At 29.5% G+C, this 24,577-nt stretch carries 29 protein-coding genes and 3 other annotated features; all 29 genes read right to left on the reverse strand.

Annotation, left to right across the window (positions count from 1 at the left end; genetic code table 11):
- Positions 1–35: 35 nt before the first annotated feature.
- Positions 36–332 (reverse strand): 50S ribosomal protein L27, encoded by a 297-nt coding sequence (gene rpmA, locus ABID14_RS01385; RefSeq protein ID WP_354366656.1) that lies wholly within the window; start codon positions 330–332, stop codon positions 36–38.
- Position 333: 1 nt separating this feature from the next.
- Positions 334–666, reverse strand: coding sequence for a ribosomal-processing cysteine protease Prp (locus tag ABID14_RS01390; protein WP_354366657.1), 333 nt, complete (start codon positions 664–666; stop codon positions 334–336).
- Positions 663–971, reverse strand: a complete 309-nt coding sequence (gene rplU, locus ABID14_RS01395; protein WP_354366658.1) for a 50S ribosomal protein L21 — start codon at positions 969–971, stop codon at positions 663–665. Before rplU ends, ABID14_RS01390 begins: the two co-directional genes overlap by 4 nt.
- 10 nt (positions 972–981) lie before the next feature.
- Positions 982–1,049 (reverse strand) — a sequence feature (ribosomal protein L21 leader region).
- A 275-nt stretch (positions 1,050–1,324) separates the two neighbouring features.
- A complete protein-coding gene (thrS, locus tag ABID14_RS01400) occupies positions 1,325–3,235 on the reverse strand; it encodes a threonine--tRNA ligase (RefSeq protein WP_354366659.1) in 1,911 nt (636 codons plus the stop codon).
- A 44-nt stretch (positions 3,236–3,279) separates the two neighbouring features.
- Positions 3,280–3,458 (reverse strand) — a binding site (T-box leader).
- A gap of 100 nt (positions 3,459–3,558) precedes the next feature.
- On the reverse strand, positions 3,559–4,554 hold the full coding sequence (locus tag ABID14_RS01405; RefSeq protein WP_354366660.1) for a hypothetical protein: 996 nt from the start codon (positions 4,552–4,554) through the stop codon (positions 3,559–3,561).
- 6 nt (positions 4,555–4,560) lie between these two features.
- Positions 4,561–4,974, reverse strand: a complete 414-nt coding sequence (locus ABID14_RS01410) for a hypothetical protein (protein WP_354366661.1) — start codon at positions 4,972–4,974, stop codon at positions 4,561–4,563.
- Positions 4,975–5,278: 304 nt separating this feature from the next.
- Positions 5,279–5,965 carry a DUF6873 family GME fold protein gene (locus ABID14_RS01415; protein ID WP_354366662.1) on the reverse strand — a complete coding sequence of 229 codons (687 nt, stop codon included), beginning with the start codon at positions 5,963–5,965 and terminating at the stop codon, positions 5,279–5,281.
- The gene (locus ABID14_RS01420; RefSeq protein WP_354366663.1) at positions 5,962–6,708 is read right to left on the reverse strand and encodes a TrmH family RNA methyltransferase; all 747 of its coding nucleotides are present in this window, start codon (positions 6,706–6,708) and stop codon (positions 5,962–5,964) included. Before ABID14_RS01420 ends, ABID14_RS01415 begins: the two co-directional genes overlap by 4 nt.
- 38 nt (positions 6,709–6,746) lie before the next feature.
- Entirely contained in the window at positions 6,747–7,247 is a 501-nt protein-coding gene (locus ABID14_RS01425) for a DUF4342 domain-containing protein (RefSeq protein WP_354366664.1), read from the reverse strand.
- Between the two features lie 39 nt (positions 7,248–7,286).
- Positions 7,287–7,937, reverse strand: coding sequence for a potassium channel family protein (locus tag ABID14_RS01430; RefSeq protein WP_354366665.1), 651 nt, complete (start codon positions 7,935–7,937; stop codon positions 7,287–7,289).
- Between the two features lie 3 nt (positions 7,938–7,940).
- A complete protein-coding gene (locus ABID14_RS01435; RefSeq protein WP_354366666.1) occupies positions 7,941–9,287 on the reverse strand; it encodes a TrkH family potassium uptake protein in 1,347 nt (448 codons plus the stop codon).
- Between the two features lie 44 nt (positions 9,288–9,331).
- On the reverse strand, positions 9,332–9,682 hold the full coding sequence (rplT, locus tag ABID14_RS01440; protein WP_354366667.1) for a 50S ribosomal protein L20: 351 nt from the start codon (positions 9,680–9,682) through the stop codon (positions 9,332–9,334).
- A gap of 13 nt (positions 9,683–9,695) precedes the next feature.
- Positions 9,696–9,887, reverse strand: a complete 192-nt coding sequence (rpmI, locus tag ABID14_RS01445; RefSeq protein ID WP_354366668.1) for a 50S ribosomal protein L35 — start codon at positions 9,885–9,887, stop codon at positions 9,696–9,698.
- 10 nt (positions 9,888–9,897) lie between these two features.
- Positions 9,898–10,470, reverse strand: a complete 573-nt coding sequence (gene infC / locus ABID14_RS01450; protein WP_354366783.1) for a translation initiation factor IF-3 — start codon at positions 10,468–10,470, stop codon at positions 9,898–9,900.
- Positions 10,439–10,549, reverse strand: a sequence feature (ribosomal protein L20 leader region). (Overlaps the previous gene by 32 nt.)
- A 60-nt stretch (positions 10,550–10,609) precedes the next feature.
- On the reverse strand, positions 10,610–11,239 hold the full coding sequence (gene udk, locus ABID14_RS01455; protein WP_354366669.1) for a uridine kinase: 630 nt from the start codon (positions 11,237–11,239) through the stop codon (positions 10,610–10,612).
- Positions 11,229–12,461 (reverse strand): peptidase U32 family protein, encoded by a 1,233-nt coding sequence (locus tag ABID14_RS01460; protein WP_354366670.1) that lies wholly within the window; start codon positions 12,459–12,461, stop codon positions 11,229–11,231. Before ABID14_RS01460 ends, udk begins: the two co-directional genes overlap by 11 nt.
- Positions 12,448–13,104 (reverse strand): O-methyltransferase, encoded by a 657-nt coding sequence (locus ABID14_RS01465; protein ID WP_354366671.1) that lies wholly within the window; start codon positions 13,102–13,104, stop codon positions 12,448–12,450. Before ABID14_RS01465 ends, ABID14_RS01460 begins: the two co-directional genes overlap by 14 nt.
- Before the next feature lie 41 nt (positions 13,105–13,145).
- On the reverse strand, positions 13,146–14,807 hold the full coding sequence (locus tag ABID14_RS01470) for a ribonuclease J (protein ID WP_354366672.1): 1,662 nt from the start codon (positions 14,805–14,807) through the stop codon (positions 13,146–13,148).
- A complete protein-coding gene (locus ABID14_RS01475; RefSeq protein WP_354366673.1) occupies positions 14,791–15,264 on the reverse strand; it encodes a Fur family transcriptional regulator in 474 nt (157 codons plus the stop codon). The genes ABID14_RS01470 and ABID14_RS01475 overlap by 17 nt, the downstream gene beginning before the upstream one ends.
- A 5-nt stretch (positions 15,265–15,269) precedes the next feature.
- The gene (locus ABID14_RS01480) at positions 15,270–15,512 is read right to left on the reverse strand and encodes a DUF1292 domain-containing protein (protein WP_354366674.1); all 243 of its coding nucleotides are present in this window, start codon (positions 15,510–15,512) and stop codon (positions 15,270–15,272) included.
- A 17-nt stretch (positions 15,513–15,529) separates the two neighbouring features.
- Positions 15,530–15,943, reverse strand: coding sequence for a Holliday junction resolvase RuvX (gene ruvX, locus ABID14_RS01485; protein ID WP_354366675.1), 414 nt, complete (start codon positions 15,941–15,943; stop codon positions 15,530–15,532).
- A 65-nt stretch (positions 15,944–16,008) separates the two neighbouring features.
- Positions 16,009–16,263, reverse strand: coding sequence for an IreB family regulatory phosphoprotein (locus tag ABID14_RS01490; RefSeq protein ID WP_354366676.1), 255 nt, complete (start codon positions 16,261–16,263; stop codon positions 16,009–16,011).
- Positions 16,264–16,312: 49 nt separating this feature from the next.
- Entirely contained in the window at positions 16,313–18,925 is a 2,613-nt protein-coding gene (alaS, locus tag ABID14_RS01495) for an alanine--tRNA ligase (RefSeq protein WP_354366677.1), read from the reverse strand.
- 83 nt (positions 18,926–19,008) lie between these two features.
- Entirely contained in the window at positions 19,009–20,286 is a 1,278-nt protein-coding gene (locus ABID14_RS01500) for an AI-2E family transporter (protein WP_354366678.1), read from the reverse strand.
- 9 nt (positions 20,287–20,295) lie between these two features.
- A complete protein-coding gene (locus ABID14_RS01505; RefSeq protein ID WP_354366679.1) occupies positions 20,296–21,420 on the reverse strand; it encodes a cysteine desulfurase family protein in 1,125 nt (374 codons plus the stop codon).
- Between the two features lie 7 nt (positions 21,421–21,427).
- A complete protein-coding gene (locus ABID14_RS01510; protein WP_354366680.1) occupies positions 21,428–21,823 on the reverse strand; it encodes an RrF2 family transcriptional regulator in 396 nt (131 codons plus the stop codon).
- A gap of 8 nt (positions 21,824–21,831) precedes the next feature.
- Positions 21,832–22,287, reverse strand: a complete 456-nt coding sequence (gene sufU, locus ABID14_RS01515) for a Fe-S cluster assembly sulfur transfer protein SufU (RefSeq protein WP_354366681.1) — start codon at positions 22,285–22,287, stop codon at positions 21,832–21,834.
- Positions 22,277–23,518, reverse strand: coding sequence for a SufS family cysteine desulfurase (locus ABID14_RS01520; RefSeq protein ID WP_354366682.1), 1,242 nt, complete (start codon positions 23,516–23,518; stop codon positions 22,277–22,279). Before ABID14_RS01520 ends, sufU begins: the two co-directional genes overlap by 11 nt.
- Positions 23,511–24,575 carry a SufB/SufD family protein gene (locus ABID14_RS01525; RefSeq protein ID WP_354366683.1) on the reverse strand — a complete coding sequence of 355 codons (1,065 nt, stop codon included), beginning with the start codon at positions 24,573–24,575 and terminating at the stop codon, positions 23,511–23,513. The genes ABID14_RS01520 and ABID14_RS01525 overlap by 8 nt, the downstream gene beginning before the upstream one ends.
- Positions 24,576–24,577: the final 2 nt, after the last annotated feature.

The raw sequence follows: 24,577 nt of genomic DNA on the forward strand, positions 1-24,577 counted from the left end.
AAATAAAAAGCAAGGTTACCCTTGCTTTTAATATCTTATGCTAATTCAGCTTTTTCTTCAATTACATTAGCGAATTTTTTACCGCCTTTGCCTTTTGTTGTAAATCTTACGATTCCATCAACAGTAGCAAATAGTGTATCATCAGATCCGCGCATTACATTTTCACCTGGGTGGATTTTAGTTCCTCTTTGTCTAACTAAAATATTTCCAGCTAGAACAAATTGTCCATCGCCTCTTTTAACGCCAAGTCTTTTAGCATTAGAATCACGACCGTTCTTAGAAGAACCTACTCCTTTTTTGGAAGAAAAAAGCAATAAATCAAATTTTATCATTCTACACCTCCACAATCTTTAGTGTTAAATACTGTGGGTATTGTGACTTAATAAGCTCAATTCCCATTATCATAAATTCAAAACAAGTTTGAACATCTTCTCTATATAATACATTTGCATCTAGAATATCAATTTCTAGATATCCGTCTTTTTGAACATCTCTAATTTTATTCTTATTAACATTTAATTTTTCTATTAAAGTAAAATATAATGTTTGGCTTAAAGTAGAAATGCTTGAACATACATAATTTTCTAATTCGCCTTCAGACGCATGTCCTTCAAAAATAAAACCTCTATAAAAGTTATCTTTTCTAAAAATAGAAATATTTGTCATATTGCTACTTCAGAAATTTCAACTAAAGTATATGGTTGACGGTGTCCTTTTTTCTTTCTTTCATTTTTCTTAGATTTATATTTGTAAACAACAATTTTTTTATTTTTGCCTTGAGCTAAAACCTTGCCATTTACTTTAGCACCTTCTACATATGGAGCTCCAACCTTTGGAGTATCACCTGAAACAAAAAGTACCTTATCGAAAGTAACTGTTTCACCTTCGTTTAAGTCTAATTTTTCAATTTTAATCTTTGAGCCAGCTTCAGCAACATATTGCTTTCCACCAGTTTCAATAATTGCGTACATTGTAGCACCTCCTCATAACAAGACTCGCCATCATAGGTGGTAAACTTTTAAACCTAATCTGTGCGGTTACAGTTAATTATAATATCATAAAAAAATCATAAATACAATCTTTTTTTATAAAATAGAAAAAATAAAAGCAGATGAATTATTATAACACATCTGCATTTATTTATTAAACTAATATCTAAAAAAACATTTAAAAACTAATTATTTTAACACTAATCAATTTTTATAAAATCCTGTTACAAATCATATTATTGATATATGTAGTTATAAAAATCGTAAGCAAATTTCATTATTAACTACATATTTATGAATAATACATTTACAAATAATATTAAATAATTATTTTATTATTCAGTAATTTCTTTATCAATAATTTCTTTTTGTAAATCATTTATGAAATCATTAATAGCGATATCTTTTATCTCTTCTCCGGATCTTTTTCTAATAGAAAGTTTACCAGAGTCAACTTCTTGCTCTCCAATTACTAACATATAATTAATCTTTTTAAGTTGAGCATCACGAATTTTCTTGCCAACTTTTTCAGCCCTTGAATCAAGCTCTACTCTAAAACCTTCTTTAGATAGTTTACTTCTCAATTCGTCTGAAAAATCATTAAATTTATCAGAAACAGGAATTATTGCAATTTGAACTGGTGCTAGCCATAACGGGAATTTTCCAGCAAAATGTTCAATTAGAATTCCCATAAATCTTTCGACAGATCCCAGTAATGCTCTATGAAGCATAACAGGTCTTTCTTTTTCACCATTTTCATTTATATAAGTTAAATCAAAATTTTCTGGTAATTGGAAATCCAACTGAATAGTACCACATTGCCATGTTCTTCCAATAGCATCTTCTAAATGGAAATCAATTTTCGGACCATAAAAAGCTCCGTCTCCTTCATTTATAACATATGGTAGTCCTTTTTCTTCAAGTGCTTCTTTAAGGGAGGATTCTGCTAAATTCCACGACTCTAAATCTCCCATATAATCATCCGGTCTAGTTGATAACTCAATAGAATATTTAAAACCAAAAGTTGAATATAAATAATCCGCAAGTTCAATCATTTTAAATACTTCATCTTTAACTTGGTCAAACAAACAATACACATGTGCGTCATCTTGAGTGAATGCTCTTACTCTAAATAAGCCGTGTAAAGCACCTGAAAGCTCATGTCTGTGAACAAGTCCATATTCTGCAAGTCTAAGAGGCAAATCTCTATATGAGTGTGGTTCTGAACCATAAACCAAAACAGAACCAGGACAGTTCATAGGTTTTACTGCATAATCTTCTCCATCTATTTTTGTAAAATACATGTTCTCTTTGTAATGATCCCAGTGTCCTGATCTATGCCACAACTCCTCATTTAAAATAATTGGTGTTTGAATTTCTCCATAACCATTATCTTCTAAAACTTTTCTCCACCAGTTTAGGAGATTATTTCTTAGTATCATACCCTTTGGATGGAAAAAAGGAAAACCAGGACCTTCCTCATGGACAGTAAATAAGTCTAATTCTTTACCTATTTTTCTATGATCTCTTTTTTCTGCTTCCTGTCTTCTTTCAATAAATTCATCTAATTGTTTTTGTTTCTCAAAAGCAATACCATAAATTCTTTGAAGCATTTTGTTATCAGAGTTTCCTTTCCAATATGCTCCAGCTATTGAAAGTAGTTTTACAGATTTAATAGATTTTGTAGAAGTCAAATGAGGTCCTTTACATAGATCAACAAAATCACCCATTTTATAAATAGTAATTATTTCATCTTCTGGCAGTTCATTAATAAGTTCAATTTTATATGATTGATTCTTTTCTTCAAATATTTTTAATGCTTCTTCTCTAGTAACTTCTATTCTTTCAATTTCAAAATTCTTTTTTGCAAGTTCTTTCATTTTGTCTTCTATTTTCTTAAAATCTTCTTCTACAAATTTATGTGAAGAATCTAAATCATAGTAAAAACCTGTTTCTATAGCGGGTCCTATAGCAAATTCTGTTTCTGGGAATAGTTCCTGAATAGCGTAAGCCATTAAATGTGAAGCAGAATGCCAAAATATTTTTTTACCTTCTTTGTCTTCAAATTTAACTACTTTAAAGTCACTATCTTCATTTATTGTATCTTCATTGCCCACAATTTCACCATTAACAACAGCTCCAACAGAAGCTCTTAAGAGTCCCATTGAAATATCAGATGTAACTTTTGATACTTTTACACCTTTTTCATATTCTCTTTCTGAGCCATCGGGTAATCTAATAATCATTTTTTCCTCCTTAAAATAAATTACAATAAAAAAAGCCTACCATCCAAAAGGACGATAGGCCGTGGTTCCACCTTAATTAAACTCTATTGACTTAACGCGTCTAACGCTGTAGTTTACTACAGAACTCAGAGTTAGTCTTCAAAATAACGAAATTAAAAATTTTCAGCAATCATTTTCTCTCTAAAAATTTCATTAAATCTACTCTTCTCTTCATCGTTATTTAATAAAATTATAATTATAATAACATATTTATTTTAAAGATGCAAGGTAATTGATAAATATTAATTTTTAAATCTACCTCAAATCCAGTCAATTCATAAAACTTATTTTATTTTCCTCAAATCAGTTGGTAAAATATAAACGTCGACTAAATCTTCCAAATCATATTTTTTTGCTATTTTTTTAAATTTAGTTTTATATTCTTCAAAAGTTTTTTCATTATCTTCTATACTTTCTTCAACTTTCAATTCACCAGAGAGTAATGTTCCTATTTGAAAATCATAAAAAAATTTATAACCTTCCCCTTTAGGTTCATATCTAGGTATGTATTGAGGAACTATTATATAATTATCAAAAACTGTCGTTATAGCTGCCGCATGATCAGATATTAAACCCACTCCAGGTTTATAAAAACCAATGACCTCATATTTAAAAATTGCATCAGGATCTCCAAAATTAATTACATCTCCTATTTTATATATATCTTTATAATTACTCCCCATTATTATTTTTATAGTATCTTCAATAGAATTAAGTTCAAAATCATTTTTCTCAAAATTTCTTCCAATTTCTATATCATAATCAAACATTTCAGATACTGAATTGTCCATGACAGCACCTTTTAACACAGTTAATTTATAAGGTTCTCCTTGATTAGGGGTAATTATTTTATTTTTAATGTTTTTATCAGCACTATTCAAATTTTTCGATAAATCTTCTAAAAATTTATCATCATTATTATAATCTCCTACAAAATTTAAAGGCTGTTGTTTAAAAATATAATATTTAGAATTGTTGCTAATATAATTATACATTTTTATAACTTGGTCTTGCCAATCATTATGAGTTGAACCTTTTAATTCTTCAAATAGAAATACAGTTTTATAATGAGGTTGAAAGTCTTTTATACTATTAACGTATTCCATGTATTCATTTTCATCTTTAAACCTCAATATTCCTTTTTCTTTGAGTTGTGAATCAGAAAGAGGTACCTCTTTCTGATTCAGATAATTATCTTCTAAGGTTGGCTTAAAATTGATTTTGGAACAGCCAACCAAAAAAACAAGAATTAAAAACAAAAAATTTTTAAAGTGACTCATAATAAGTTACCAGTTGTAAAAAATTCTTGGATATCTATTATTGTCAATATAAACACACAAATGAGAAGTAGCATAGGCAGTATCTCCTCTATTAGGTGTATCATAACCACCAGCTTCCCTCCTACCATTTTTCCATACTTCTGCACGTGCTGTAAAGTGAGGAGCTGTTGCTCTGACATAACCAGACGCGAATTGATCTCCTCCATGACCATGACTATTATCAACATATAAAGCGACATCACTTGCTAAAACCCTATAGTTTGAATAAAGAGTAGCATTAGAAAACTCACTTTTTTCTGCAACATTGGTTCTCCTAGATGGTTCATAAATTTCATAAATTTTACCGTTCCTATTTATAGTACGTGGTAATTCTATATCATCTGCTTTTGCAAAAACATTAATTGAAGTAAACGTAATCACTAAAACAATAAAAACATTAAAAAAACTTTTTCACTATATAACCCCTTTCTATTAAATCACTACAATTTAAAAATTAATATAATGACGCTCATTAAATATGAGCAGAAAGGTGTCGCCGTTCTTATACCTTTTAATATTATAATTAATCATAAACTCTACCTCAAATCTTTGTTTACAATATTTAAATCCATGTTATCACATTATCCTTATATTATCAAATAATAATAATTGATTTTTTATTCAAGATTCAATATTATGGATTTAAATTATAAAAAACAAGCTTTTTTAAAATTAATATTCTATATCAGAAAAATAAAATTGAGCCTAAATCTTCAATAAGACTATCACATAATAATCTAATATTATAACCATGCTCTTCGGCTATCTCATTTAGATATTTGTTAGAAGTATGTTGTAATAAATCCCCTGTTATGAACAGTTCTTTACCTATACTTCCACTAGCTCCACCTATAAAACCATAATCAAAATTTTTAAGTTTGATTTGCTTAGGAGCTATTTTATAAATCGGTACTATATCCTTTAAGTTATTATAAATACCGTCATCACTCGTTACTAAAAAATCATTAGCTACTAATATAGAACATTTAGTATAACCTTGCTTGACATTAATTAGTTCATAGCGATTTTGTTTATAATAATCCAAAACTAATTTATCTGTATATTTAATATTATGAATAAAATATTTATCATAAGTAACACAATTTAACATAACATCCTGGGGATAATTTTTAGCTAAAGATTTATAAGTACCCAAAACATTTCTATCTCCAAAAATACTCTTATAATAACTAATATTATCCCTGTCACAAATAATATCTCCATTAGGTAAAGGATGTAATAACATGTCAGGATGAGATTTTAGTCCTTCTAATAAATTATCATTCTCCCTAGTTTTTACTACTTTTCCATATTTACTCAAAATATTGAAAGATTCTTTGGGTAAATCTTCACTTACTAAGACATATTTCATTTTGTCATCTCATAAATTATTATTGAAGCTGCAACATTTGCATTTAATGAATTAACTCTATCGCTAATTGGTATATTTATTGAGAATTCTGATTTCTTCATTAAAAAATCACTTACACCTTTAGCTTCATTTCCTATTATCACTATATCTTTATCCTTAAATTCATAGTCTCTAATATTTTTCGACTCTATAATAGAGGTAGCGATTAAATTGAAGTCAAGATTTATTAATTCTTCCTTAGGCATTATATAAATCGGTAATCTAAATATTGAAGACATTGAGGACCTAACAGTTTTGGGATTATATAAATCACAACAGTTTGGTGATAGTATTATACCATCCAAACCTAAAGCATCAGCACTTCTAATAATTCCTCCCAAATTACCTGGTTCTTGAATATCATCAAGGTATAAATATTTACCATTTTTTTTATTAAACTTCTTATCTAAGTGTTTATAATATGCTATAATCCCTGGAGGTGTTATTGCATCACTGATAGATAAAAATAAGTTATCAGCAAATATATAAATTTTTTTACTATCGTATTTTTTTAGTATATCTTCAAATTTATTTTCAATATACTCACTTTCTGAGATAACAATATATTCTGGAATAAAATCTTCTGCTTCAGTTATTACAACAGGTTTTTCAACCATAAATAACTTTTCTTCTTGTCTATATTTTTTATTTTTTAATTTTTTAAAATATTTAAATGTTTCATTATTTTTACTCGTAATTATCAAACTATCACCTATTAAAAAAAGCCCACACGGGCTTTTATTTATTTCTTAAAGAATTTATTTTTATCTTTTAGATATTCCTTAATATCTATAACTTCACCATTTTCCATTATAATCTTAAAAGAATAATCATAAATATATGCTGCAGATAATCCTAATAATGAAGCCGGTAGAGCTAAAGCCAGACCAATAGCTGAAGTTGCAAGAGAAAGTGAAAGAACAGTTTCATTATCTTTCTCAACTAACAGTCTTCTTGCATTACCCTTTCGCCAAATCTCTTTAATTGCTTCTATTATCTCATCCATAGCATTTGAAAATTCATCAAAATATTCTTTACTTTGTTTTCTATGAGAGTTTTGTTGACCTTCTTCTTCAATAACTTCAGCTTCTATAGTTTCAGTATCGCTAGAGTTTAAATCTTCTTCGATAATCTTTATAGCTAAATCTACATCACCATCAACATCTAAAAGAGCCTTTCGTACAATATCATAGCTCGCACCAGTCAAATTAATAACATAATCAATTTTTTCCATACTAATCATAGTATCACCTCAGAATATTTCTACCCAGCTGGTATTTAATTAATCTAATTTAGTAAATTCATTTATGACTTCATCAGTTCCAAGCATTGTAACAATGTCGCCTTCTTCTATTACAAAATCAGCCGAAGGATTTACAAATGTATCGTGATCTCTATTAATCATTAGTACCAAAAATCCATACTCTTGTTTATAATCTAAATCAGAAATACTTTTACCAACAATATTATCTGGAGCTTCAATATCAAATATTTTATATCCATTAGAAAATTCATATGAATCTATAAGATTCTTATTAGACAAATTATTAGCTAATCTATGGCCAATATCCATTTCTGGGAATACAATTCTGTCAGCTCCAACCTTTAATAAAATTTTTGCTGCTCTAGAAGATGGTGCCTTCGCTATTATTTTCCTGATACCAGCTTCTTTCGCAGCAAGAACAGCCATAATTGCAGCTTGTAAATTCTCTGCTATACCAACTACAGCAACATCATAATTTGAAAGACCAAGTTCATTAAGTGCACGTTCATCTTCTACGTCACAAACTATTGCATCTGTGACAAAAGGAGAAATATTATCTATCTTTTCTGGATTAATATCACAAGCAACTACTTCATTATCTAATTCATAAAGTCTTTTTGCCACGGTTGAACCAAATCTTCCACAGCCAAATACAATAAAAGTTCTCATAATTCACCCCACGATTATTTTTCCATGAGCATATTTGATATGTTTTTTAGTTTTTCTATTGATTAGAGCAATGGCAAGTGTAGCTGGACCTACTCTACCAATATACATAAGACCTATTATAATTAATTTTGATAAACTCTGCAAGCTAGAAGTTATACCTCTACTTACACCAACTGTACCAAATGCAGAGACTGTTTCATAGAGAATATCCAAATAAGCAAATTGACCATCTTCAATTATAGTTAAACCCATTGATGAAAGCAAAATAAGCCCTGAAGCTATAAAAAATATACATAATGCTTTTAATAAAGTTTCGATTGAAATTGTTTTATGAAATATTTCTGTGTGCTCATTACCTCTCATTATTGAAATAGTCGAAAATAGTAGCACTCCGAATGTAGTAGTTTTTATCCCACCGCCAGTAGAAGCAGGACTTGCACCAATAAACATCAAAAGAACAGTTAATACTACAGAACTATCTGAAATTTTAGATAAATCCACAGAATTAAAACCTGCAGTTCTTGAAGAAACTGACATAAAAAAAGATGCCAGAGCCTTTCCACCAAAATTTAAACCTTCATATGCATCTTTATTGTATTCTAAAACTAAGAAACCAAACATTCCCAAAAATATCAAAACAGCAGAAATAGTTATAGCTACTTTTGAATGCAAAAATAAATTGTTGAAATTTTTCTTTTCAAAAACATCTAAGCAAACTGTAAAACCTAAGCCACCAATTATTATTAAAAAAGCAATAGTTAGATTTATCAAAATATTATTAGTATAATTCATAATCGAATTACCAATTAAATCAAATCCTGCGTTACAGAAAGCAGATATTGAGTGAAAACCAGAAAATAAAATCCCTTTCTTTATTCCAAAGTCAGGTATAAATTTAAATGCTAAAATAATAGCTCCTACAAGTTCACAGCCAACAGAAAATTGTATAATATATTTGGCAAGTTTTACTATTCCTGTAATAGAATCAAAACTAATCTGTTCTTTTAACATTATTCTTTGAGTTAAACCAATTTTTTTATTAAAAACAATAGAGATTAATGAAATAAACACCATTGTTCCTAAACCACCAATTTGTATAAGTGCTATAATTACAAATTTGCCAAAAACCGTCCAATGAGCTGCTGTGTTTACAACAATTAAGCCTGTAACACACGTGGCTGATGTTGCTGTGAATAAAGCATTTAGAAAACCAATACTTTGTCCATTATTCGAAGCAATGGGTAAATTTAGCAAAAAAGCTCCTATCAAAATTACAATGAAAAATGACATTGCAACTACTAAAGGTGGATTTTTTTTAATTTTTTTAAGAAATAATTCAATAATTTCCATATCATTCTCTTTAAAAATAAATAAAGCCCCCTATAGGGAGCCCATTATTGTTCTTTAGCCACTTCAACTAGCTTTGCAAAACCCTTAGGATCATTAATAGCCATCTCAGAAAGCATCTTTCTATTAATGTCAATATTAGCCTTTTTCAATCCATTGATGAATTTTGAATAACTCATTCCATTCATTCTAGCAGCAGCATTGATTCTAGTAATCCAAAGTTTTCTAAAATCTCTTTTTCTTTGTTTTCTTCCAATATAAGCATAGCTTAAAGATTTCATTACAGCTTGGTTAGCTGGTCTAAATAATTTAGATTTTGCACCAAAGTATCCTTTAGCTTGTTTAAGTATACTTCTATGTTTCTTTTTTGCGTTAACGCCTCTTTTTATTCTTGCCATCTATATCCCTCCCTTAAGGAATCATGTGATCAATTCTCTTTTGATCAGCTTTAGACACAATTGCGCCTTTTCTTAATTTTCTTAATCTTTTTGATGTTTTCTTACCAGTCAAATGACCCTTATAAGCATAAAATCTTCTTAGTTTTCCACTTGCAGTTCTTTTGAATCTCTTAGCGGAACCTCTATGAGTTTTCATTTTTCCCATAAAATCCTCCTCAATTATCCTCTTTATCTTTATCTTTTTTTTCTGAAAGGAACATAACCAAGTTTCTGCCTTCCATTTTTGGTTTTTTGTCCACAACTCCATACTCAGAAACTAAATCTACAAATTTGTCAAGAACTTCCTTACCAAGATCAGTATGGCCCATTTCTCTTCCTCTAAATCTAACTGACACTTTAATTCTGTCACCATTCTTTAAGAAATCAATAGCTTTATTAGCTTTAGTTTGTAAATCATGATCTTCAATATTAGGTGTAAATCTTAATTCCTTAACATTGATAGTTTTTTGTTTTTTTCTAGCTTCTTTTTCTTTTTTCTCCATGTCATATCTATACTTTCCATAATCCATAATACGACATACTGGTGGCTTTGCATTTGGAGCAACTTTGACTAGGTCTAGTTTTTTAGATGCAGCCATGTCAATAGCTTGATTGGTATTAGTAACACCCACTTGGTTACCTTCATCATCAATCAATCTTACTTCTTTTTCGCGAATCTCTTCATTAATTTGCAGTTCTTTAATTTCTAAGCACCTCCGTAAAATAAAAAAGCAGACATCCCTAAAGATGTCCGCAAAATCATCGTAATTCTAAAATAACCTTACTAACACATGTTGCAAGGTGAGAAGCGGACTTCTTCTTTAAACACGCATATCATTATAATTGAAACTCTCAATATTGTCAAGTTATTTCATAAAATATTTAAAATTAAATATTATCTTCTAATTCAGATTTAATTTTTTGATAAAGTAAATCTATCGCCACTTTATTTTTTCCACCTTCAGGTATAATAATATCTGCATACCTCTTTGAAGGTTCTACAAACTGTAAATGGGCAGGTCTTACAGTAGTCATGTACTGCATTATTACAGAATCCAAAGATCTTCCTCTGTCTTTTATATCGCGAAGTATTCTTCTAATAATTCTAACATCAGAATCTGTATCTACAAATACTTTGATATCCATCAAATCTCTAATTTCTTGTTCGTTAAAAATCAGTATCCCTTCCAAAATCACAACTTCTTTAGACTCTACTTTTAGTGTTTTTTTCTTCCTGTTATGTTCAGAAAAATCATATATAGGTTTTTCAATTGCCTTTCCTTCTTTTAAATCTTTAATTTGCTGAATTAACAATTTGTTATCAAAAGCGAAAGGATGGTCATAATTTGTTTTAACCCTATCTTCAAAACCTAAATGAGACTGATCTTTATAATATGAATCTTGTTCAATTATTGAAACATTCTCTTCGCCCACAAGATTAACCAATGTACTTGTTACTGTCGTTTTACCACTGCCACTACCGCCACATATTCCAATTATACATGTTTTACTCTTCATTATTTTTCATCCTCAACATATATCCTTTCTTAACAGGAGAGAAAACCTTAATTCTAAATATTTGTTGTGCATGATTTGCAACTTCAATAGGCTTATCATTTTTATCTACCATTGAATCAATTTTTTGATTAAAATGTTTAATTCCAGGTCCAAAAATTTCCACTTCATCTCCAACGAAGACTCTATTTCTCTGTTCTATTGTCGCAATCATAGTTTCTGGATCATAATCTTTAACTATACCTACAAAATCATAACCTCTAATATAGGAGTTTGTTTCATAAACTTGTGAATCCTTGCCTGCATTACCATAGAAAAATCCAGTTGTAAAATCTCTGTGACTAACTTTTTTTATTTCTTGTAATAAATATGGGTCATACTTATAATTAGATGGATCTTCATAATATGAATCTATTGCCATTCTATATGATCTTATTACTGTAGCAAGATAGTATTCGCTTTTTACCCTTCCCTCAATCTTCAAACTAGATATTCCAGCTTCAATCATTTCATCAATATGTTCAATCATGCATAAATCCTTAGAATTCATTATGAAAGTTCCTTCTTCATGTTCTTCTATTGGAAAGTATTCACCAGGCCTTTTTTCTTCAACTAAATGATATTTATATCTGCATGGTTGCGCACAGTCTCCCATGTTTGCATCTCTACCAGTCATATAATTAGATAATAGACATCTGCCTGAATAAGACATACACATAGCACCATGTGCAAAAGTTTCAATTTCAATTTTACCAGAAACTTCAGAAATGATATGTTTAATTTCAGTAAGGCTGAGTTCTCTTGCCATAACTACCCTTGTAGCTCCCTGATCACTCCAAAACTTTACAGTTTCAGCATTAGTCACAGAACCTTGAGTTGAAATATGAATTGGAAAATCTTTTGCTACAGATTTAACTTTCATAAACATGCCAGGATCAGCAACAATTAATGCATCAACACCAATTTCATATAAACTTCTTATATAATTTTCGACCCCAGTCATATCTTTATCATGAGGAATAATATTCAAAGTAACATGTAAAGTTTTTCCACGTTCATTAAGATAATCAGCCGCCCATTTAATTTCATCTAAAGAAAAGTTTTTAGAAGCTTTTCTAAGTCCAAAGCTCTCTCCTCCCAGATATACAGCATCTGCACCATATTCTACCGCTGTTTTTAACTTATTTAAATCTCCAGCTGGAGCTAATAATTCAATCTTTTTCATCTTTTCTCCTTACTAATAACACGCCATCACCAATTGGCACAATTGAAGTTACTAAATTTTCTTCCCTTTTTATATCCTTTAAAAAAGTCCTTAATCTTTTTACTATAGTTTTCTTCCTTCTTTTTACTAAATCCTCATTTGCAACCATTCCTTTGAATAGTACATTATCACAGATAATAATACCACAATCACTTAAATTATTAATAGCCTTATTGAAATATTTCTCATATTGTCCTTTTGCCGCATCAATAAAAATCAAATCATATTTTTTACTACAATTTAATAAATATTCATAAGCATCATCAATATAAACATGGATAATATCATTTAGGTTTTCTTGTTCAATATTTTTAGTTGCAATCTGAGCCATCTCTTCTTTTATTTCAACTGTATCAATAAGTTCAATGTTTTTTGAAAACTTAGCAAACGAAATAGATGAATAGCCTATAGCTGTTCCTAATTCTAGTATATTTTTCGGCTTTGTTGAAGATATTAAAAATTTTATAAACTCTTCAGTTTCTGGTTCAACAATTGGAACATGGAATTTTTCAGCATAATTTCTCATTTCTAGGAGTTTTTCATCTTTATATATTATATTGTCTCTTATATATTCTTCAATAAAATCATAATTTATATTTGTCATAATACCCTCTAAAAAAGGGAACCATTTCTAGTTCCCTACATTTAAACTTCCATAATTATTGGTAAAATCATTGGATTTCTTTTTGTATTTTTTAATATGAAAGATCTTAAATCATCCCTAATATCAGATTTCAAACTTGTCCAATCTGATAATTTTTCTTTGGAACTATTGTCTAAAATATTTTTGACAACTTTTTTAGCATCGTCAATTAAATCACCAGATTCTCTTACATAAACAAATCCTCTTGAAATAATATCAGGTCCTGAAACTACTCTTCCATCACGTGATATACTTACAACAACAATTATAAGACCATCTTCTGAAAGATGACGTCTATCTCTTAATACAATATTACCAACGTCACCTACCCCTAGTCCATCTACTAAAATATTACCAGAAGTAACATCACCAATTAATTTTGCATCTCTTTGAGATATTTCAAGTACATTGCCATTTTCCATAATAAAAATATTTTCTTTTTTAACACCCATTTTGTTGGCTATCTTTGCATGTTTCATTAAATGTCTTATTTCACCATGAGCTGGCACAAAATACTTTGGTTTCACAAGACTTAAAAGCAATTTTAATTCTTCTTGGCATGCATGTCCTGATACATGAATTTCAGATAAAGTCTCATAAATCACTTTAGCGCCTCTTTCTAATAGTCTATTTATCACTTTATTAACAGCCATTTCATTTCCTGGTATAGGAGTTGCCGAAAGAATGACAGCATCATTAGGCGTTAGTTGAATTTTTCTGTGTTCACCATAAGCAATCCTTGTTAATGCTGACATAGGTTCACCTTGTGACCCCGTGGTGATTAATACAATCTCACTATCATCATATTTATCCATATTGCGAATATCTACAAAAGTGTCTTTTTTTACTCTAAATTGGCCGAGTTTTCTAGCAGTTTCAGTAACATTAATCATTGATCTACCAGATAGAATTACCTTTCTACCATATTTTTCGGCAGAATTAATAATCTGTTGAACTCTATGAACATTAGATGCAAAAGTAGCGATTATAATTCTTTGATCTGTTAACTCTTGAAAAAGCCTATTAAATGTTTCTCCAACTTTAGATTCGCTCATTGTATAGCCTTCTCTTAAAACATTTGTACTTTCGCCAATCATTGCTATTACACCTTTAGTACCAATTTCAGCTATTCTAGTCAAATCTATTGGCTCGCCACTAATAGGTGTAAAATCAACTTTAAAATCTCCAGAATGATATACATACCCTAGAGGTGTTTTTATAGCTAATGAACAAGCATCAGGTATAGAATGGTTTACTCTAATCCACTCTACTTCCATTTTTCCAAGTTTTACAATATCGCCTGCCTTGACAACTTTTAATCTGTTCTTACTCAAGCGGTGCTCTTTTAATTTGTTTTCTAATAGACCAATGGTAAGACCTGTACCATAAATGTCAATATCCAACTTTTTCATGATATAAGGTATGGCTCCTATATGATCCTCATGACCATGTGTTAATACCAAGCCCCTTATTTTATGTTTATTTTCAATTAAATAAGTTATATCAGGTATTACAACATCAATACCTAACATTTCATCTTCCGGAAATGTCATTCCACAATCGACTATTATAATATCTTCACGATATTCAATAAGAGTCATATTTTTTCCAATTTCGTGCATTCCCCCAAGTGGTATTATTTTTAACTTATTTGTGTTTCTCATCTATCCCTTTCTCCTCAATTTTTTGGTAGCAGTCTTCGCAATAACCCATAAATTTTAGAGTGTGATCAATAATTTTAAACTTTTCATTTTTTTCGATTTTTGCTTCTATCTGTTCCAATTCATCAACATCAACTTCTGATACTTTACCGCATTCGATGCAAATCAAATGATGATGTCTATGACCTTGTTCATGTATTCTTAGTTCATATCTAACTATATTGTCGTCAAATATTATTTGATCTAATATACCTAGTTTAGTAAATAATTGAACAGTTCTATACACTGTAGCAATACCCATAGATGGATCAATTTCAGAAATTAATTTATATATGTCTTCAGTTGTCAAATGGGAATCTCTATTATTTAGAAAGATTTCATAAACTTTTGCTCTTTGATCAGTGTATTTATATCCATTTTCTTTTAATATCTTTCTTACTTGATTAGTTCTACTGTCCATTCTAATCACCTATCACTATCAGATATCAATTCTTCATAAGCATTGATTGCCTCTTGCAATTCTTTGTCATCAATTCCTGCAAGATATTCTTCACCAGTTTCATCTATTTCTATTTTTAGAATATAAATTTCTGGCTCTTCATCATCTTTATAAAGAGCAACATAATCTGTGTCATCTAAAGTAAATTTTGCATCAACAAAAAACTCTACTTCTTTTCCATTTTCATCATAAAATTTTAACTTTTCCATCTATTTCCCCTTAAAAATCAGTTTCTACTATCAAGATATGACTGCAGGATATATGTCGCAGCAATTTTATCAATATACTTTTTTCTATTTTCTCTTCTTACTGAACCTTGAATCAATACTTGCTCAGCCATTAGCGAAGTCATCCTCTCATCAATATATATAACTTCAATTTTAAATTTGTTCTTTAATTTTTCAGCAAATTTAATGACTTTTTCACTTTGAGGCCCTATAGTATTGTTCATATTCTTTGGAAGACCTACTACTACTTTATCTACATTGTTTTCAATTATTATGTCATGAATTTTATCATAAGCAATTTTATTAGATTCCCTCTTAATTGTAACAAGAGGCTGTGCTGTAATTAAAAGTGCATCGCTAATAGCAACTCCTATCCATACATCACCAACATCCAAGCCTAGAATTTTATTCATTTTATAACCACAACCTTAAAATATAGGTACATATATAATATGTAATATGAGATGGTCCAGCCATCTCATATTTTCTCTAAATAAACTTTTAGCATCTCTTGGAGAAGTTCATCACGCTCAATTTCTTGTATCATGGATCTAGCATTATCATGACTTGTAATGTATGTTGGATCTCCTGATAATATATATCCAATAATTTGATCTATAGGATTATAACCTTTTTCTTCTAGAGCATTATAAACTACTTTTAAAACACCCTTTATTCTTTCCTGTTCTAAAGCTTTTTTTTCAAAAACTTGTGTATTATTATCTTGATCCATAATATACCTCCAAATGAATTATATCACAAAAAATGATTTTTAGTAAATTTTATAACAACTCTTCAAGCTTATCTAAAGCATCTTGAACCTTATCTAAATCTTTGGCACCAGCAGTAGCCATGTCATTTCTACCGCCGCCACCACCACCAGCAACTTTTGCAATTTCCTTTATTAGTTTGCCAGCAAAGATATTCTTTTCAACTAAATCTTTAGAAACAGCGCACACAAAATTAATTTTATCTCCATTAACTGTTGCAAATAATACAACGACAGAGCCTACTTTATCCCTAACTTCATCAGCTAAATCACGCAATGTATTGACATCTACATTATCAAACTTTTGTGTCACATAAGAGATACCATTTTTTTCTTTCACATTATCAGATATACCAGAAAGTTTATCCTTAGCTAAAGAATGTTCTAATCTTTCAATTTCTTTATTTGCTTCTTTTAATTCTCTAATATTAGAACTAATCTTAGACATAACATCCTCTTTATTAGTTTTTAATTCAGTAGATATATTATCATAAATATTGTCTAAATTTTCTAAATAACTATAAACTTCTGGACCAGTAATAGCTTCGATTCTCCTTACACCATTACTTATACCACCTTCGGAGAGGATTTTAAACATAGAAATTTCAGAAGTATTTGATACATGGGTTCCGCCACAAAGTTCTTTAGAAAAATTTCCCATACTTACAACTCTGACCATTTCTTCATATTTACTTTCGAATAGACCAATCGCACCCATTTCTTTGGCTTCATTAATGTTTGTTATACTTGTTGATACAGGTAAAGCTTCAAATATTTTTTCATTTACAATATTTTGGATTTCAATTAATTCATCTTTAGTAACTTGTTTAAAATGTGTAAAATCAAAACGCATTCTATTATCCATAACCAAAGAACCTGCTTGATTTACATGAGTTCCTAATACTTCTTTTAATGCTTTATGAAGTAAATGTGTCGCGGAGTGATTTCTTCTTATATTATTTCTTCTATCTGTATCAATATTTGCTATAGCCTCTTTTTTTGTAACTGTTCCACTAGTTACTTCTCCAATGTGTAAGTGTATATCATCTTTAGTTTTTTTTGTATCATTTACTCTAATTTCAAAAGAATTTGACCTTATAAATCCAGTATCACCAATTTGTCCTCCACTTTCACCATAAAAAGGAGTTTTGTCAAGAATTACAATGACTTTATCACCTTCAGTAACAGATTGGACTTCTTTATTTTCTTTTATTATTTTAAGTATTTGTGAACTACATTTATTTTGTTCATATCCTACAAATTCATTTTTAAGTCCATCAAATAAATTATTATTGTTTTGGTTAGACCAACCTACATTTGAATCTTCTCTGGCACTTCTAGCTCTTTCTTTTTGCAAGTTCATCTCATTATTAAAACCAGCAATATCAACCTTTAGACCTTTTTCTTTTAAAATTTCTTCCGTCAAATCTATAGGGAAACCAAAAGTATCATATAATTTAAATGCATCTTCTCCTGACAAAGTCTCAAGTCCATTATTATTTAACTCACCGATTTTATCATTTAGTTTAACAAGACCTTGTTCTATTGTTTCAAGGAACTTCTCTTCTTCTCTTCTTATAATTTCTTTTATAGAATCTTTATTCTCAATAAGTTCCTTATATTCAGTACCCCAGGAATCAATTACTAGATCTGCTACTTCGGATAAGAATGCTTTTTTAATTCCAAGTTTTCTCCCATGTCGAGCCGCTCTTCTTATTAATCTTCTTAAAACATATCCTCTACCTTCATTGGATGGAACTATTGTGTCCGAAATCATAAAAGTCATAGCTCTTGTATGATCTGTAATAACTCTAAAGGAAATATCTAAATTTTCATCTTCACCATATTTAAAAGATGAAATAGAACTAATCTTTTGAATTATATCTTTAATAGCATCTATTTCAAAGATATTATCAGTTTCTTGTAATACAGTAGCTATCCTCTCAAGACCCATACCTGTGTCAATATTTGGATGAGAAAGAGGATTGTAATTACCTTCTTCATCTTTATCGAATTGTGTAAAAACTAAATTCCACACTTCAATAAATCTATCTCCTTCTCCACCTGGTAGTTCATCTTTGGAACCATGCTCTAAACCTCTATCAACATATATTTCTGAGCAAGGACCACTAGGACCAACTTCAAGCTCCCAAAAATTATCTTCTTTACCCAATCTAATAATTTTTTCTTCAGGAATTCCTACTACATTCTTCCAAATATTATAAGCTTCATCATCTTCATGAAAAACAGTAACCCATAAATCTTCTTTTGGAATTTCTAAATTAACTGTCAAAAATTCCCAAGCCCAAGGAATAATTTCATGTTTAAAATAATCACCAAATGAAAAATTACCTAGCATTTCAAAGAAAGTCGCATGTCTATCTGTGAGACCAACATTATCAATATCACCAGTTCTTATACATTTTTGACAAGTTGTTACTCTTTTTGCTGGTGGAACCTCTTCACCAGTAAAGAATTTTTTCATTGGCGCCATTCCTGCACCTATCAATAAAAGTGATTTGTCATCTTTTGGAATCAAAGAAAAACTTGGCAGAATTAAATGTTTTTTTGATTCAAAAAATTTTAAATATTCCGTTCTAATATCATGTAATCCTAAAAATTTCATCAAGCACCTCATTATTAAAAAACCTCCCATTCCCTGGGAGGACATACTAATGTTATTATAGTTATTTTACAAAAAAATGTCAATTATTCATGTCTTTCACTGTATTTGATTTTTAAAAAATCAATCAAAATACAAAATACAGAAACCACTGGTACAGAAATAACCATTCCCCAAACGCCAAAAATTCCTCCACCAATTATTATAGAAATTAGAATCAATAGAGGATCGAGCCCTGTAGAATTCCCAATTAATTTCGGAGCTAGAATATTATTCTCTGCCCATTGTATTGTGACAAAAATTATAGTTACCCAAAAAGCTTTTACAGGCGAGTCCATAAAAGCAAATAAAACAGCAGGTAAATAACCTAAAAATGGTCCAATATATGGAATAATATCTGCCACACAAGTTATTAAACCTATAACAATAGCAAAATCAACTCTAAGTATTAAAAGATAAATCATTGTTGCTACACCAACAAAAATAGCCATTAAAAGTCTACCTCTTATAAATTGTTGCAACGCTGTATCTATTCTCTTACCTAAATAAGTCACATCTCTCCTATACTTATTAGGAATTAATCTTCTCAATTTCAAATTAAATTTTTCTTTATCAACAGAAAAATAGAATGAGAAGATTAATATTAATATTATTCTAAGTGCATTGGTAAATAAAGCATATATTTTTGTTGCTATATTTCTAAGCGAATCTACTGCAGACTTTTGCATAGTAGATATAATTTCATTAACCGTTTTATTTATCGAATTTAATATTCCAGTTATTGGGTCACTACCCTGAGTAACATTTATTTGATTAGTATCATTATAAACGTTAAGAAAATTTTCTGGCATCTTTATATTAAATTTAGAAAAAACTCTAGTTAAAAAACTATTGGTCATTTTATTTAAAGAATCTAACATATCTGGTATTCTAGACAATAAATTAGAAAATTCTTGAATAGATTTTGGTATGACAGAAAATATTAATATACCGAATAATAACAACACAGAAATATATACTATAATTACTCCAAATTTTCTTTTAATTCCTTTTCTCTCAAGAAAATTGACTAGAGGATCCATTATATATGCAAAAATTATAGCTATAATAACAGACGATAGTGTATATCCAAGTATTGGATATTTACCAAAAATTATTCTTATTAAATATAGAGAAAGAACCCCTACAAAAAGCTTTACAACAATGCTTAAATCCATTTTCAATCTTTTATTTGGATCTATATATCTATTGCCGATATTTACCAAATAATAAATTGCTAAAAACATCAATAAAATGGCTAGTATTATTAAAGCATATGTCACAAATCTAGCTGTATTGGTATTTCCTGCAAACTGTTCTAACATATTATTCTCCTAAAAGCTAAATTTTTTTATTCCCTCTTTTATTTTATCTACAACTATATCACACTCTTCTTTTGTGTTATTGTGATTTAATGAAATTCTAATTGCAGATAAAGCTAAATCTTTATCTAATCCAATTGAGGTCAATACATATGACGGTTCAATGCTTCCTGCCGCACATGCAGAACCTTGAGATACATATATATCAAACATATCTAAGAATTGTATCATTGTTTGTGGTTTGACATTTATTAAAGATATGTTTATATTTCCTGGTAATCGATTTTCTATAGGACCATTTAAAATAACACCATCAATATTTAAAAGCTTATCTAACATATAATTTCTTAAATTTGTCGTATATTCTATATTATAATCTATATTTTTATATGACTCTTCTAACGCTATAGACAAGCCCACAATAGATGCCACATTTTCTGTAGAAGCCCTTTTATCTCTTTCTTGGGCTCCACCACTTATTAAAGAATTAATTCTCACATTATCCTTTATATATAATAATCCTATACCTTTTGGTGCACCAATTTTATGCCCAGACATTGAGCACATACTGATATTTGGATTATCTAAAAAGAATTTAACATTCCCAAAGGCTTGTACAGCATCTGTATGGAACATGACATTTTTTTCATCACATATTTTAGCAATATCATTTATTGGCTCAATAGTACCTATTTCATTATTAGCAAACATTATAGAAACTAAATTAGTGTCATTATTAATTTTATCTTTTAATTCATCTAAGTCGACAAAACCATACTTGTCAACATTTAACAAATCAATCTTATGCCCTTTAGTTTTTAAATATTTTAAAGAGTTTAGAACAGCAGGATGTTCAATTTGAGAAGATATAATGTGATTTATCTTATTGTTTACAACTGTCTCTTTTATAGCCCAATTATCTGCTTCGGTTCCAGATGAAGTAAAGTAAATTTCACTAGGCTTAACTTTTAAGATATCAGCAATTTTAATTCTAGAATTTTCTACAGCTGACCTTGATTTTTGACCTAATGAATAAATGCTCGAAGCATTCCCATAATAATCAGTCAAATAAGGCATCATACTTTTTAAAACTTTTTCTGAAACCTTAGTAGTGGCAGCATTGTCCATGTAAATCATATTTACCTCACATATCTTCTAATGTCATAGATTCCATGACATCTTCAATCCTGTTTTGTAATTTATAAAGAATATCTCTTGTAGCACAGGCTTCAAGTCTATCACAGCTTGTATTTTTCCCTGAATCGCAACAAGAAAGAGATATATCTCCTTCTAGAGCGTTAATAATCTCTCCTATTGCTATCTCTTTTGGCTCTCGTGCTAAAATATATCCACCACCTGCACCTCTAACAGATTTTACAAGACCGTTCTTTTTCAGCAATGAAAATAATTGTTCTAAATATGACTCAGATAGGTGTTCTTCTTTAGCGATATCCTTTAAAGCAATAGGTCCTTTACCTATATTCTCTTTTAAATTATACATGGCCATTAGACCATATCTACCTTTAGTAGAAAGTTTCATTTTTCACCTCAATTAGGATTAAAAGATCCTTCACTTTTATTATTGATTAATATATCTTTTAGAGTATACCAAGACAATACAGCACATTTAACTCTTGCTGGCAGATTTTTAATTGATTCAAAAGCTATAGCATCATCTAAATCTTCAAGTTCATCAGGATCGGTAATCTCACCTTTAACCATTCCTATAAATTTATCTGCCATTGAAATAGCTTCTTCTACTTTCATGCCTTTAACTATATCGCACATAATTGAAGTAGACGCTTGTGAAATTGCACAACCATGTCCATTATAAGAAATATCTTTAATTATTCCATCTACAACATTTAATTGTAAAGTTATTTCATCGCCACAACTAGGATTGTGCCCTAATTCCTTGTGTGTATATTCTTCTAAATCTCTTCTATTATTTTTATTTCTAGAATGTTCTAAAATTAATTCAGTATAAATATTTTCAAGATTCAATTCCTAATAACCTCCTAACATCTTCTAGATGTCTAACAAAATAATCTATTTCTTCAATAGTATTATAAACCGCAAAGCTAGCTCTACAAGAAAAATTAGAGCCCAAATATCTATGCAATGGTTGTGCACAGTGATGCCCAGATCTGATAGCAATTCCATAAGTATCTAGTATCGATGCTACATCATGAGGATGAGCTTCTTTGAAATTAAAAGATATTACGGGGGCCCTAGGAGTTTTTGGCGTAGTATAGACTTCAAGATAATCTAGTTTTTTGAGCTTATCATAACAATAATCTGATAAATATGTTTCATATTCATCAATTCTCTCCATACCTATTCTTTCTATAAAATCAATGGCTGAAGCTAAATTAACCGCACCTTCAACATTTGCTGTTCCCGCTTCAAACCTTTGGGGTGATGGTAAAAAAGTAGTTTTATCCTCATACACATACTCAATCATATCTCCACCTGATAAAAATGGTTCCATAGAATTAAGCAAATCCTCTTTTCCATATAATACACCAATTCCCATTGCAGAATACATTTTATGTCCGGAGAATACAAGAAAATCTACGTCCATATCAACTACGTTAACTTTTTTGTGTGGAACTAATTGAGCACCATCTAAAATAATTTTAGCATTAGAATTTTCACGTGTATATTTAAAAATTTTATCTAAGTCTGGCATTGTACCAACGACATTTGAGGCTCCAGTTATTGATAATATTTTTGTCTTATTGCTTATCTTATCAGTTACTTCAGAAAAAGGAATTTGCATATCTTTATCTAAGTATAGATATTTTAATTTAGCACCAGTCTTTTGTGCTATTCGTTGCCAAGGGACTAAATTCGAATGATGTTCCATAATAGATATTACTATTTCATCATCTTCAGTTAAATTATTCATTGCATAAGAGTAGGCAATAAGATTTAATGCCTCTGTTGAATTTCGTAAAAATACAATCTCATTAGAAGATTTAGCTCCTATAAATTCACCTACTTTTTTTCTTGCATTTTCATATACTTCAGTTGAAACCATTGCAAGATAGTGAGCTCCTCTATGAGGATTACCATTTTCGGTATTATAAAAGTTTTCTATGTTTTTTAATACCTCAATCGGTTTTTGTGTAGTAGCTCCATTATCTAAATAAACTATATTTTTATTATTTGGTTTTAAATCTAGGAACGGAAATTCTGATCTAATTTGTTCTATCTCTTTTTTATTAAACATTTAGTCCGCCTTCCTTAATAATTTTTCTAACTGAGTGCCATACTTCATCTTCTAATTTGTCATCATTAATCATGTCAATTGCAGAAGAAAATTTTGATTCAACTATAAGTGCTTCTGCCTCTTCAAGACTAATACCTCGAGTCATTAGATAAAAAAGTTGATTCTTATCTAATTTCCCAGCACTTGATGCGTGATTACCAACAACATCATCTTCATGAGCAAGCATTAATGGCACTGAAGTTGAATGAACACTATCGTCAAGCAAAATAGTATATTCTTCTTCTGAACCAACCGCTCCACTAGCACCTTCTATAAATTGTAAATTAGACTTGAAATTTTTAATAGATTTATCTTTTAAAGCTCCATTTACCATGATGTTAGATATAGTTTTTTTACCACTATGAATCATGTCATAATTCATATTTAAATATTCATCTTTTTGTCCAAAATATATGGAATTTAGATTACCTTGGGAAGAATCTCCAATAAGCTCACACTTGTAATTTGTGTATAACTTACCTGCTCCCACTTCGTATTGATAGACATTTACTATTGCTCCTTCACAAGCATATATGCCTATAGATTCTAATGCCAGAGTATCTAAAGAGTCTCTTTGAATAATAAATAAATCAACTACAGATTTTTCTTTAGCTAAAATTCTAATAACACTATTTCTAAATTTATTTAAATCTCCACTAGAAGTGTAGTCCAATACAAGCCTTATTTTAGAATTTTTTTCAGCTACAATATCGTGCATATCAGATAAAGTATCATAGTCATCATCTAGCTCGAATAAATAAAGACCAAAGTCTTTTTTATCATCTTTTCCTGCAATATAAGAATTATAATAGTTTAAATATTTTATATTTAAGTCCAAAGCTTCTTTGCTAATTCCATATTTTATCTTATCGAATTCATCTATTTTAACATATTCATTATTGCCCTTTAATTTAAATTCTTTTTGAACTAAATTCGGAATACTAATTTCTGTATCATTTACTTTTAAAAAGTTAAATGTCTTAAAAGCAATCTCATTTCCTATTATACTAGCCTTCATCT

The sequence above is a fragment of the Peptoniphilus olsenii genome (assembly GCF_040545475.1).
In the GTDB taxonomy this organism is placed as follows: Bacteria; Bacillota; Clostridia; order Tissierellales; family Peptoniphilaceae; genus Peptoniphilus_A; species Peptoniphilus_A olsenii.